This window comes from Pseudomonas fluorescens (assembly GCF_040448305.1).
GTDB lineage: Bacteria > Pseudomonadota > Gammaproteobacteria > Pseudomonadales > Pseudomonadaceae > Aquipseudomonas > Aquipseudomonas fluorescens_BH.
Window position 1 is genome coordinate 5650061 of sequence record NZ_CP148752.1, and the last position, 12897, is coordinate 5662957.

The 12897-nt window shown below is 57.8% G+C and carries 12 protein-coding genes; 6 read left to right on the plus strand and 6 right to left on the minus strand.

Features of this window, described 5'->3' with window-relative positions; all coding sequences use genetic code 11:
• Positions 1 to 13: 13 nt before the first annotated feature.
• A complete protein-coding gene (locus WHX55_RS25690) occupies positions 14 to 655 on the plus strand; it encodes a PAS domain-containing protein (RefSeq protein WP_150726829.1) in 642 nt (213 codons plus the stop codon).
• Between the two features lie 112 nt (positions 656 to 767).
• Here WHX55_RS25690 and WHX55_RS25695 read toward each other — a convergent pair whose 3' ends face one another.
• The 4 genes from WHX55_RS25695 to moaC form a co-directional block, all read right to left on the minus strand.
• The gene (locus WHX55_RS25695) at positions 768 to 1544 is read right to left on the minus strand and encodes an ABC transporter substrate-binding protein (RefSeq protein WP_353741542.1); all 777 of its coding nucleotides are present in this window, start codon (positions 1542 to 1544) and stop codon (positions 768 to 770) included.
• 295 nt (positions 1545 to 1839) lie between these two features.
• The gene (moaE, locus tag WHX55_RS25700) at positions 1840 to 2292 is read right to left on the minus strand and encodes a molybdopterin synthase catalytic subunit MoaE (RefSeq protein WP_007989960.1); all 453 of its coding nucleotides are present in this window, start codon (positions 2290 to 2292) and stop codon (positions 1840 to 1842) included.
• 3 nt (positions 2293 to 2295) lie between these two features.
• A complete protein-coding gene (gene moaD / locus WHX55_RS25705; protein WP_075945584.1) occupies positions 2296 to 2538 on the minus strand; it encodes a molybdopterin converting factor subunit 1 in 243 nt (80 codons plus the stop codon).
• Entirely contained in the window at positions 2535 to 3008 is a 474-nt protein-coding gene (gene moaC, locus WHX55_RS25710) for a cyclic pyranopterin monophosphate synthase MoaC (protein ID WP_056726185.1), read from the minus strand. The genes moaD and moaC overlap by 4 nt, the downstream gene beginning before the upstream one ends.
• A gap of 599 nt (positions 3009 to 3607) precedes the next feature.
• On the opposite strand from moaC, the gene WHX55_RS25715 reads away from it, so the two are divergent.
• Complete coding sequence (locus tag WHX55_RS25715) at positions 3608 to 4051, plus strand: HIT domain-containing protein (protein ID WP_353741543.1); 444 nt, start codon at positions 3608 to 3610, stop codon at positions 4049 to 4051.
• A 52-nt stretch (positions 4052 to 4103) separates the two neighbouring features.
• Here WHX55_RS25715 and WHX55_RS25720 read toward each other — a convergent pair whose 3' ends face one another.
• Positions 4104 to 5498, minus strand: a complete 1395-nt coding sequence (locus tag WHX55_RS25720; protein ID WP_008050144.1) for a PhoH family protein — start codon at positions 5496 to 5498, stop codon at positions 4104 to 4106.
• 336 nt (positions 5499 to 5834) lie between these two features.
• Complete coding sequence (locus WHX55_RS25725; protein ID WP_353741544.1) at positions 5835 to 6959, minus strand: polysaccharide deacetylase family protein; 1125 nt, start codon at positions 6957 to 6959, stop codon at positions 5835 to 5837.
• A 249-nt stretch (positions 6960 to 7208) separates the two neighbouring features.
• Between WHX55_RS25725 and yaaA the strand changes: the two genes are divergently transcribed.
• The 4 genes from yaaA to WHX55_RS25745 all read left to right on the plus strand — a co-directional run bounded on the left by yaaA (position 7209) and on the right by WHX55_RS25745 (position 12890).
• The gene (gene yaaA, locus WHX55_RS25730) at positions 7209 to 7988 is read left to right on the plus strand and encodes a peroxide stress protein YaaA (RefSeq protein WP_057713390.1); all 780 of its coding nucleotides are present in this window, start codon (positions 7209 to 7211) and stop codon (positions 7986 to 7988) included.
• Positions 7989 to 8790: 802 nt separating this feature from the next.
• On the plus strand, positions 8791 to 10107 hold the full coding sequence (locus tag WHX55_RS25735; protein ID WP_046041959.1) for a nucleotide sugar dehydrogenase: 1317 nt from the start codon (positions 8791 to 8793) through the stop codon (positions 10105 to 10107).
• A 92-nt stretch (positions 10108 to 10199) separates the two neighbouring features.
• Positions 10200 to 11684 (plus strand): mannuronan synthase, encoded by a 1485-nt coding sequence (alg8, locus tag WHX55_RS25740; RefSeq protein ID WP_191628060.1) that lies wholly within the window; start codon positions 10200 to 10202, stop codon positions 11682 to 11684.
• A 36-nt stretch (positions 11685 to 11720) separates the two neighbouring features.
• Entirely contained in the window at positions 11721 to 12890 is a 1170-nt protein-coding gene (locus WHX55_RS25745) for an alginate biosynthesis protein Alg44 (RefSeq protein WP_353741545.1), read from the plus strand.
• Positions 12891 to 12897 lie beyond the last annotated feature (7 nt).

Here is a 12897-nt window from a genome sequence, read left to right on the forward strand (position 1 = left end):
GGAGTTCCACTGTATGAACGCCCCCGAAAAAGACTCGGCCCTGGACGACACGTCCCTGGATAACTTCCACGCGATTGCCGACGCCATCGCCACGCTGTTCTTTCCCCACGCCGAAGTGGTGCTGCACGACCTGCGCACGCAAAAGGTCGACTACATCGCCAACAACCTGTCCAAGCGGGAAATCGGCGACGACTCGGCGCTGGAAGACATGCTCAGCGAAGATGTCAGCGAACGAAACATCGGGCCGTACGAAAAGCTCAACTGGGATGGTCAGAAGATTCGCAGCCTCAGCACCGTGCTACGGGACAGCGAAGATCGTCCGCTGGCGGTGCTGTGCATCAACCTGAATATTTCGTTGTTCGAAAATGCCAAGGCCGCTTTGGACCTGTTCCTGTCGCCGACCAAGCTGATCCCGCAACCGGATTCACTGTTTCGCGATGACTGGCAGGAGCGGATCAACACCTTCCTCCACGCCTGGCTGCGCGAGCGCCAGTTGAGCCTGAATCTGCTGACTCGCGACCACAAGCGGGAACTGGTGCTGGCGTTGCACGCCGAAGGCGCGTTCAAGGGCAAAAGCGCATCGAACTACGTGGCCAATGTGCTGAACATGGGCCGGGCGACGGTGTACAAGCATTTGAAGGAATTGAAGGGCTGAGCCCTGAGATTTGAGTTGTTTGATCCGACGTCATCGCGAGCAGGCTCGCTCCTACAATGGATCGGTGTACACCGTACCCTGTAGGAGCGAGCCTGCTCGCGAAAGCGATTGATTAGTCGCCGTAAATGTCGGACTTGAAATACTTGTCCGAAATCTTCTGGTACTCACCACTGGCGCGAATGCCATCAATGGCCGTGTTCAGCTCGCTGACCAACTCGGCGTTGCCCTTGCGCACGGCAATCCCGGCACCCTCGCCCACATACTTCGGATCTTTCAGCTCCGGCCCGACAAAAGCGTAACCCTTGCCACGCGGCATCGACAGGAAGTCATTCAGTGGAATGGTGTCGGCAAAAATCGCGTCAAGGCGGCCGGCTGCCAGGTCCATGTAGATTTCTTCGTTGTTGCTGTAGCGCTTGACGTTGATGCCCTTGGGCTCGAACACTTCGGTGGCGTAACGATCGGTGGTGGTGGCACGCTGCACACCGACGTTCTTGCCCTTGAGGCTGGCGTACTGGTCATCCACCACCGCGCCTTCCTTCATCACCAGGCGCGACGAAGTGAAATAGTACTTGTGGGTGAAGTCCACCGACTTCTTGCGGTCTTCATTGATGGTCATGGACGACAGCGCCATGTCGATTTTCTTCACCTTCAGGGAAGGAATCAGACCGTCGAACTCGCCTTCGACCCACACACACTTGGCCTTCATCTGCGCGCACAGGGCGTTGCCAATGTCATAGTCGAAACCGGCGATTTCGCCTTTGTCGGTTTTCGAGGCAAACGGTGGATACGCCGCTTCGATACCGATGCGCAGGGTTTTCTCGGCGGCGAACACAGAACTGCACGCCAACAGACTCAGGGCCAGACCGGTGATGAGGGGGAACTTCTTCATGTTCGTTTTCTCGCGGTTGTTGTTGGTTTGGCAAGACAGAAGAAAAAGCTGAAACGGGTGGAAACCTTTTTTGTACTTATAATTCCATACTGGACTTTTATGTATAAATCGTCAATGAGGCAAATACAGCCCGTGCCGGCCGATGGTCGGGTGGTGAATCATCAAGATTTTTAGTGGTGCAGATGACGCCATCGCGAGCAGGCTCGCTCCCACAGTGGTCCTGCGAACACAGATCCAGTGTGGGAGCGAGCCTGCTCGCGAAGAGGCCCGAATAGACAATAAAGGAACTATAGGCTTACTGCTTCCAGCGATCCGCCGCCGCATGATCACTGTCACGCCCCTCAACCCAACGCGGCCCGTCGCTGGTGTTTTCTTTCTTCCAGAACGGCGCACGGGTTTTCAGGTAATCCATGACAAAGGCGCAGGCGTCGAAAGCCGCCTGACGATGGGCGCTGGCCGCGCCGACGAAGACAATCGGCTCGCCCGGTTCCAGGGCGCCGATGCGGTGCAGCACTTCCAGCTTGAGCAACGGCCAGCGCTGCTCGGCCTCGATGGCAATCTTGCCGAGGGCCTTTTCGGTCATGCCCGGATAGTGTTCGAGGAACATCCCGGCGACGTCGAGGCCGTCATTGAAGTCGCGCACGTAGCCGACAAAACTCACCACCGCACCCACGCCGACATTGGCATCGTGCATGGCATTGACTTCGGCACCCGGGTCGAACGCGGTGGACTGCACGCGAATCGCCATGGCTCAGCCTCCGGTCACAGTCGGAAAGAACGCCACTTCATCGCCCTCGCTGACCGGCTCGTCGAGCTGGCACAGGTCTTCATTACGGGCGCACATCAGGTTTTGCTCGCTCAACACCTCGGCACCGTCACGCTGGGCCAACAGTGCGCGCACGTCGTCGACGGTGGCGAAGTTGCCTTCTACTTTCACCGAGTCCAGACCCAGCGCTTCACGATAACGGGCGAAAAACTTCACGGTAACGTTCATGACTGCTCCGCCTGGAAATGTCCGCTCTTGCCGCCGACCTTCTCCAGCAGACGCACGCTTTCGATGGTCATGCCACGGTCCACGGCCTTGCACATGTCATAGATCGTCAGGGCGGCGACACTGGCGGCGGTCAGGGCCTCCATCTCGACACCGGTCTGCCCGGACAGCTTGCAGCGCGCCACGATGCGCACCGAATCGTCGCCTTCGGCACTGAGCTCGACCTTGACGCCGGTCAGCATCAGCGGATGGCACAGGGGAATCAGATCGCTGGTTTTCTTCGCCGCCTGAATGCCGGCAATGCGCGCCACGGCAAACACATCACCCTTGGGGTGGCCGCCGCTGACGATCATCTGCAGGGTTTCGGGCAGCATGCGCACCAGCGCTTGGGCGGTCGCCTCACGGAACGTCACGGCTTTTTCAGTGACGTCGACCATGTTGGCGCGACCTTGGGAATCGAGATGAGTCAGCACGGGATTACTCCTGATCAGGAGCGTCGATTGTAAACCTGCGGGTCAGATTTCCGCACGCACGATTGTCGGCCCACCACAAACCAATGTGGGAGCGGGCTTGCTCGCGAAAGCGGCCTGTCATTAACCCGAGATGTCGACTGACACACCGTCATCGCGAGCAAGCTCGCTCCCACAGGTTCCTCATACGCCCGGACTCGGTGGACAGTTTCAGATGCGATTCCTTATTAAGTTTTAAAAACACAAATTAAAGTCATACCAAACAACAGAAAGAAATGTAACAAAAGCCTACTGAACATTCGCTTTTTCTGCCATCACCGATCAGTTTTAATTGGTGCACCAGCCGATAAGTTACTGATTATTCTATAACAAATTTCGACGTGAGAATTTTCCGTAAGTACCCACTCATGGCCCGCTATGAAACTTCCTACAACTGAATGTTAGACCAATTTGTTAATTCGAGGAAAACTGACCAACAAAGCTAACGATTCTAAAAATTTCAGTACTGAGGTATCGCATTAGGTTTTTCTACTGACCTCAGGCAGCAGCTCAACGGGGCAGGTTCTACACGTCAACCATGGTGGTACACGGGAGGCTAGTCCATGTCAGCGCGGACAATTTACTCAGGAAAACACATCGTAATCTCTCACTGCCGGGACTGTGATATCCCGGGCTACATGATTATTTCTCTCAAGCGGAAGATATTTAAACTGGAAGAGTTAAGTTCGGCGGAAAGTGCTGAACTGATGAAAGGCTTGGCATTTACGGAGCGAGCTTTAAACACTCTATTTTCTCCTGAGAAAATATACATAATGCGTATTTCCGAGCTCAATCATGAGCTACATTTTCATGTTTTCTCCAGGTATACCTCCGTGACCAATTTATATTTGGCGGAACACAATGAACGCATTATTGATGGCCCCTTATTTTTCAGCTGGACGCGAAAAAAGTTTAATCGCTCACAGCCTGAGCCCACCAAAGAGGCATTGAACGCTCAATCAATTCTGACAGAAACCCTCAAGGGCTATTTTTCGGAATCTCTGTAAACAGCGTACAAAAAACCGGGCAACCTCGCGGCCGCCCGATTTCGGTGGACAGTTACAAATGCGATTCGGCGTATTCGGCCAGGATCGAGCGTGGTACCCCTTGCAGGGTGATGTGCACCCCGTTCGGGAAGTCCTTGAAGCGTTCAGTGAGGTAGGTCAGCCCGGAGCTGGTCGCGGACAGGTAAGGGGTATCGATCTGTGCGAGGTTACCCAGGCACACCACTTTGGAACCGGCGCCGGCACGGGTGATGATGGTTTTCATCTGGTGCGGCGTGAGGTTCTGGCATTCGTCGATCAAGATCAGGCTCTGCTGGAAGCTGCGGCCCCGGATGTAGTTGAGGGATTTGAACTGCAACGGCACTTTGCTGAGGATGTAGTCGACGCTGCCATGGGTGCTTTCGTCATCCATGTGCAAGGCTTCGAGGTTGTCGGTGATGGCGCCCAGCCACGGCTCCATTTTTTCTGCCTCGGTGCCGGGCAGGAAGCCGATTTCCTGGTCCAGGCCCTGCACGCTGCGGGTGGCGATGATGCGGCGATAACGTTTGCTGACCATGGTCTGCTCGATCGCAGCGGCCAGCGCCAGGATGGTTTTACCCGAACCCGCGGCACCCGACAGGTTGACCAGGTGGATGTCCGGATCGAGCAACGCGTACAACGCCAGGCTCTGATAGATATCACGCGGCTTGAGGCCCCAGGCTTCCTGGTGCAGCAGCGGTTCCTGGTGCAGGTCGAGGATCAGCAAGCGGTCCTCTTCGATCTCCTTGATCCAGCCGACGAAGCCCTGTTCATCAATGATGAATTCGTTGATGTGCACCGCCGGCAGGTTGTCGATCAATTGCACCTGATGCCAGGTGCGGCCGTGGTCCTGACGGGTTTCGACCTTGCTCACGCGGTCCCAGAAAGAGCCGGTCATGTTGTGGTAGCCGTTGGGCAGCAAGGACACGTCATCGACCAGTTGGTCGGTGCTGTAGTCCTCCGCCGCGATCCCGCAGGCGCGCGCCTTGAGGCGCATGTTGATGTCTTTGGTGACCAGCACCACGGGCTTCTTCGGGTCGCGCGCGTGCAGGTCGATCAGTTGATTGATGATTTTGTTGTCGTTCAGGTGCTCGGGCAGAATCAGGTTCGGCTCGGCATGCTTGCTCATCAGAATTGACAGCAAACCCTTGGGTCCGCTTTTGCCACGCTGGATCGGCACACCCTGCTCGACATCCTCGGGTGAGGCATCGCCCAGAGTCTTGTCGATCAGGCGGATGGCCTGGCGGCATTCGGCGGCTACGCTGTGATGCCCGCTCTTGAGCTTGTCGAGTTCTTCAAGCACGGTCATCGGGATCGCGACGTGGTGTTCTTCGAAGTTAAGCAGCGCGTTTGGATCGTGAATCAATACGTTGGTATCGAGTACATAAAGGATTGGCTGGTTGGAAGAAGAGCTACGTCCGTGATCATCCATACTCGGTCACCTTTGTGGGAGCCATTCGACGCAATACCTTGACGGTGCTGCGCCTCGAAGTGACTGCCGAATACACCTGCGGGGACTCAAGTGTTCTGCATACATGCGGGGTCTTGGAAGACGCCACCTGTGTTGCAGGTTTCGGCGGTCTGTCTTCGTAATACTCCAAAACGTGTGACAGAAAAAAGTACTTTGACGCTTTTTTGAAGTTTATTTTGCAGATTGACCAATAACACTTGGCGGACTGCCATCACCCGTTTAAAGTCGGAAGTCCACCTGCAACGAATCCCCTTCCAAAATTGCCAAAAACCCAATGTTTACGGGGTTTTGTCGTTTTCAGCGAAACGCATCCTGGCAATCTTCCCAGCCGATCCCGACAGGCGCCGTTTGCGTAACCAGCCACGGCAACGCCGTTTTCACTGCATCCTGTTTCACATTGAAATTGATCACTCCGTGCCGCCACAGCAGCATCAGGGTCAGCACCCGTTGTGCACTCGGGCTGCCCTTGAGTTTGCCGGCACCGTCCTGGGCATCGATGTCCCACAACGCTACCTGCAGCCCCTGAGTCTTGAAGAAGCCTTCGGCATCGGAACGGCGCTGGCCATCGGGCGGACGGAACAGCGGCACGTAGTTCTCCGGCAGCTTGCTCTTGACCAGTTCGGCGCTGCGTCGCACCGAGTCCTGCCAGTCCTGCCAGTGGCTGTGGGAACGGAACTCCCAGCCCTGTAAGCCGATGCACTGGCTCGAGTAGGTCGCTTGCAGGTTACTCACCGAATGCTCGGCCAAACGCGCCTGGATGTCCTTGCCGAGGACGAAGAACGTCCCGCTCAGGTTCGACTTGCGCAGGTACTCGCTGACCCAGGCGGTGTTATCCGGCACGGCGTTGGCGGCGCTGTCGAAGGTCAGCAGAAACAGCCGGTCATGCATCCCGTCGCCGCTGCGCTCATAGTCGCCAAAATGATCGACTTCGCTGCTGGTTTGCGGGAACAGCGCGGCCTTGCGCAACTGTTCGTCCAGGTACTGGGTGTGGAACACACGGCTCGGCTCTGCCCACTTGATGTAGTAGCTGTCTGCGCCGACCTGGAACTTGGCGGCCTGTTCGCGCAAGGTGGGCAGGTCTTCGACCAGGAAACAGAAGGAGGCATCCTGGTCGCAGCTCTGTTGGGCGAAGTTGTAGTTGGCCAGCAGCCGTTGCCACATGCGCTGGCGAACCCGGTTGACCGACTCCAGATTGATCGTGCGCAGGCCCAGGCGCTGGGCCAGGGCGGGTTCATCCAGCGCCTCGCTGACCAACAGCACACTGGAAAACATGAGGATCTCGGCCCTGGACGCCACGTCAAACAGCGTCGGGTTGCCGAGTTTTTCCGGCCAGGTGCTGCGATCGAGCGTCGCCACATCGCTTGGTGCCGCAATGGCGCCGAAGCTCAGTAGCCAGATCGAGATGAGAAAAGCGATACGCAATGGGATGTCTCCATAACAAAACCCGCGCGGCACTATAGCTGATCCAGACACACCTCCTGCAGCAACACAGCCCCTTGTAGGAGCGAGCCTGCTCGCGATGGAGTGTCAGGCACCGCTGTGTCGACTGACACACCATCGCGAGCAGGCTCGCTCCTACAGAGGCCACCACTGATCACCTATGACCCTGGTAGCTGGAGTCAACGCCGACAACCCCCTAGAATCGCCGCCACGATTAAAGGAGACGACTTCATGCTGATGGTGATTTCACCCGCCAAGACCCTCGACTATGAAACACCGCCGGCGACCCAGCGCTTCACCCAGCCGCAGTACCTCGACCACTCCCAGGAGTTGATCCTGCAATTGCGCGAGCTGACGCCCGCGCAAATCAGCGAGTTGATGCACGTCTCCGACAAGATCGGCGGGCTCAACGCCGCGCGTTTCGGCAGCTGGACGCCCGCGTTCACCCCGGAAAACGCCAAGCAGGCGCTGCTGGCCTTCAAGGGCGATGTGTACACCGGCATGAATGCGCAAACCCTCAGCGAAGCCGATTTCGATTACGCCCAAAAACACCTGCGCATGCTCTCCGGCCTCTATGGCCTGCTGCGCCCGCTGGATCTGATGCAACCCTACCGCCTGGAAATGGGCACTAAGCTGGCCAACGCCCGGGGCAAGGATTTGTATGCCTTCTGGGGCACGCGCATCAGCGAATGGCTGAACGAAGCCCTGGTCGATCAAGGCGATGACGTGCTGCTCAACCTGGCGTCCAACGAGTACTTCTCGGCGGTCAAGCGCAACGCCTTGAACGCGCGCATCATCAATACCGAATTCAAGGACCTGAAGAACGGCCAGTACAAGATCATCAGCTTCTACGCGAAAAAGGCCCGCGGCTTGATGAGCCGCTTCGTCATCGAAGAACGCATCAACGACCCGGCCACCCTCAAGCAGTTCGACGTTCAAGGCTATCGCTACAGCGCCGAACAATCCAAACCGGACAATCTGGTGTTTCTGCGCGATCACGCACCAGAGTGATGCATCCGGTCGGCGCACGACCTCCACAACCCTCGTGCGCCGACCCTTGATTCACTTCAGCCTTCCCCGCCTTTTCGCCATATTTATGGCGCCAAAAATTCATCACCCGATTTTCTAACTTTAGTTTCACTCGACTTCGAACATTTTTTTGCGTAGTGGCACTGACTTTTTTTAACAGTAGTGGCAAAAAAATATCCCGCCCAATGATCCGCCTATATATAAAGGGCGAAACGGCAAGTGCTATCAATTTGAGAGCAGTGCCATCTTTCTCAATATTTCAAGAAATTTCAGATTTGACGATGAGCGGACTGGAACTATGTCCAAACGCGCCGCTCATACCACCGGTAACGATTCTCGCCGAACGTGTACGAGATAACTTACGCCGATAAGCGATTCATGTAGCGAAGTTGTAACACTCACCTGATCGCCGATTTGGACAACACCAGACTGACAGGAGATAACGCAATATGACTATCCCCTACAAGGCCACGACAGCGCCCCTATAAACGTGCTCACCCGAGCACCAAACCGCTTGATCCACGGGCTTTCGGCCTGACATCAAGCGTGCAAGGCCGTTGCACCTGCATCTTTCTGAAAGGAGGATCGGCTGCATAACAGGGCAAATCATAACAACAAGGCCTAGTTGCGCACACCTTGAGTGCATTTATTTAGACACTCGTAACTTATATGCCAGCACACGGCATTGTTGCGCCTGTAAGGCACACTTGCGAGTGCACTAAAACACGCTGAACACCATTAACTCCGGCCATCTAATGGCTTGATCAATACAGAGGTAATTGCGATGCGCATCAGCATTTTTGGTTTGGGTTACGTCGGCGCAGTATGTGCCGGTTGCCTGTCTGCACGGGGCCATGACGTCGTTGGCGTCGATGTGGCCAAAGACAAGATCGATATGATCAATGCCGGCAAATCGCCGATCGTTGAACCAGGCCTGGGCGAACTTCTGGCACAGGGCATCCAGACCGGTCGTCTGCGTGGCACCACCAACTTCGCCGAGGCGATTCGCGACACCGACCTGTCGATGATCTGCGTGGGCACGCCGAGCAAGAAGAACGGCGACCTGGAGCTGAACTACATCGAGGCAGTGTGCCGCGAAATCGGTTTTGTCCTGCGTGACAAGACCACCCGCCACACCATCGTCGTGCGCAGCACCGTGCTGCCGGGTACCGTGGCCAACGTGGTCATCCCGATTCTCGAAGACTGCTCCGGCAAGAAAGCCGGCGTTGATTTCGGCGTGGCCGTGAACCCTGAGTTCCTGCGCGAAAGCACCGCCATCGCCGACTACGACCAGCCGCCAATGACCGTCATCGGCGAATTCGACAAGGCGTCCGGCGACGTTCTGCAATCGCTGTACGAAGAGCTCGACGCACCGATCATCCGCAAGGACATCGCGGTCGCCGAGATGATCAAGTACACCTGCAACGTGTGGCACGCCACCAAGGTCACCTTCGCCAACGAAATCGGCAACATCGCCAAGGCGGTCGGCGTCGACGGTCGCGAAGTGATGGACGTGGTCTGCCAGGACAAGACCCTCAACCTGTCCCAGTACTACATGCGCCCAGGCTTCGCTTTCGGCGGCTCTTGCCTGCCAAAAGACGTGCGTGCCCTGACCTACCGCGCCGGTTCCCTGGACGTGGAAGCCCCGTTGCTCAACTCGCTGATGCGCAGCAACGAATCCCAGGTGCAGAACGCTTTCGACATCGTTTCCAGCCACGACAAACGCAAAGTCGCCCTGCTGGGCTTGAGCTTCAAGGCCGGCACCGACGACCTGCGCGAAAGCCCGCTGGTTGACCTGGCGGAAATGCTGATCGGCAAGGGTTACGACCTGAGCATCTACGACAGCAACGTCGAGTACGCCCGCGTTCACGGTGCCAACAAGGACTACATCGAGTCGAAGATCCCTCACGTCTCGTCCTTGCTCAACTCCGATTTCGACGCGGTGATCAACAACTCCGACGTGATCATCCTCGGCAACCGTGACGAGAAATTCCGCGCCCTGGTGCAGGACGTCCCACACGGCAAGCAGGTGATCGACCTGGTTGGTTTCATGTCCAAGGCCACCAGCACGAATAGCCGGGCCGAAGGTATCTGCTGGTAAAGCAGCCGCAAGCTTCAAGCTCCAAGCCGCAAGTTCAAAGCTCCTCGCTTGGGGCTTGAAGCTTGGGGCTTGCAACTGACTTTAGGATTCCGATTATGCACAGGCTAAAGCACGGCCTACTCCAGGCCGCCGGTTGGCTGTTCTACCTGAGTTTACTGATGGGCCTCGCCATGGCGTTGCCCGTGTCCACGTTCGACTCCGAGTCGAAGGACTTCATTTTCCTGATCGGTATCGTCGGTATCTGGCGCTACTCGATGGGTGCCACGCACTTTGTGCGCGGCATGATTTTTCTGTACATCGTCTACCCGTACCTGCGGCGCAAAGTGCGCAAGCTGGGCAAAGCGGCTGACCCGTCCCACGTGTTCCTGATGGTCACCAGCTTCCGCATCGATGCCCTGACCACCGCGCAGGTCTACAGCTCGGTGATCCGCGAAGCCATCGACTGCGGCCTGCCGACCACCGTGGTTTGCTCCATCGTGGAAATGTCCGATGAGCTGCTGGTCAAAAGCCTGTGGAACCGGATGAACCCGCCGTCCCGGGTGAAGCTCGACTTCGTGCGCATTCCCGGCACCGGCAAGCGCGATGGCCTGGCCTACGGCTTCCGCGCCATCTCCCGACACCTGCCGGATGACCGCGCCGTGGTGGCCGTGATCGATGGCGACACCGTGCTCGGCGAAGGCGTGGTGCGCAAGACCGTGCCGTGGTTCCAGCTGTTCGGCAACGTCGGCGGCCTGACCACCAACGAGTTCTGCGAAGTGCGCGGCGGCTACATCATGAGCGAATGGCACAAGCTGCGTTTCGCCCAGCGTCACATCAACATGTGCTCGATGGCCCTGTCCAAGCGCGTGCTGACCATGACCGGGCGGATGTCGGTGTTCCGTGCCACCGTGGTCACCAACCCGGAATTCATCGCCGACGTGGAGAGCGACTCGCTGCAACACTGGCGCCTGGGTCGTTTCAAGTTCCTTACCGGCGACGACAAGTCGAGCTGGTTCAGCCTGATGCGTCTGGGCTACGACACCTTCTACGTGCCCGACGCCGCGATCAACACCGTCGAGCACCCGCCGGAAAAGAGCTTCATCAAGGCCAGTCGCAAGCTGATGTTCCGCTGGTACGGCAACAACCTGCGGCAGAACTCCCGCGCCCTGGGCCTGGGGATCAAACGCCTCGGTGCGTTCACTTCGGTGGTGCTGTTCGACCAGCGCGTGTCGATGTGGACCTCCCTGCTGGGTCTGACCGTGGCGTTGATCGCCAGCTTCAAATACGGCACCGCGTTCATCCTGGTGTACCTGCTGTGGATCGGCATCACCCGGTTCATCTTGACCTTGTTGCTGTCGTGCTCCGGACACCGGATCGGTCCGGCCTACCCGGCGATTCTCTATTACAACCAGATCGTCGGCGCGCTGGTGAAGATCTACGTGTTCTTCCGCCTCGACCAACAGTCCTGGACTCGCCAACCCACGTCTCTGACCCGTGATCTCGCCAGCTTTCAACGTTGGTTCAACACCTGGTCGTCTCGGACCATGACCTTCTCTGCCGGCAGCATTTTTGTCGCCGTGCTGCTGTTGATGGTCTGACCGAACTCGCCTGAATTAACTAGGAAAACGCCCCCTATGAATACCGCCGTCAACGCCAACGTAGTGCACGAATCCGAAGCCCAGCGCCAACACGCCCGAGTGAAAATCCCGGCCAAGTTGCGTTTCTTCGGCCCTGACCGGACGCCGGTCGAAGCCCGGGTGATCGACCTGTCCGCCGGTGGCCTGGCGTTCAACGCCGGTCAATTGCCACTGAAGATCGGTGACGTGTACAAGGCCCGCCTGCAATTCCTGATCGACAACCTCGGCCTGGCCATGGACGTCGAGTTGCAGGTCCGCTCCTTCGACCGCGAGACCGGACGCGCCGGCTGCCAGTTCCAGAACCTGGAACCACGGGACATCTCGACCCTGCGCCACCTGATCACTTCGCACCTGGCTGGCGACATCGTCAGCGTGGGTGAAATGCTGGCGACCCTGCAGCGCGACAACTTCACCAAGGCGCGCAAGATGAAGGACGGCGGCCACGGCATGACCGCGTTCGGCCGCATGAAAGCCGTGACCTTCAGCCTGGGGGTCTTCGTTGTCGGCGTGGCCGCGTTCGGTTTTATTTTCAAATCGGTGTACGGCATGTACTTCGTCAGCCACGCCCAGGCCGGTCTGGTCAGCGTGCCGGGCGTGAACATCACCATGCCCCGCGACGGCACCGTGCAGAGCCTGGTGAAAGCCGACGGCGTGGCCACCAAGGGCGCACCGCTGGCGACCTTCAGCACCAGCATGCTCGACGTACTCAAGGGCCATCTGGACGAAGACCAACTGCAACCGGCCAAGGTTGCAGAACTGTTCGGCAAGCAGATGACCGGCACCCTGACCTCGCCTTGCGACTGCACCGTGGCCCAGCAAATGGTCGCCAACGGTCAGTACGCCAGCAAGGGCGACGTGATCTTCCAACTGGTCCCGCGGGGCAGCGAAGCCAATGTTGAAGCGCGCTTCTCCTATCGCCAGTTCGGCGACGTGCGCCCGGGTACTTCGGTGCGCTTCCAGATCGCCGGCGAGGACAAGAGCCGCGCCGGCAAGATCGTCAGCAGCACCAGCCTGAAAAGCGCCGACCTGTCTTCGGACATCCGCGTGCTGATCCAGCCGGACGAATCCCTGGACAGCTCCCTCGCCGGCCGCCCGGTGGAAGTGAACAGCGACCGTGGCCCGAACCTGAACTGGCTGATCGACAAAGCCATGGCTGTCGGTCTTTAAGTCGAGG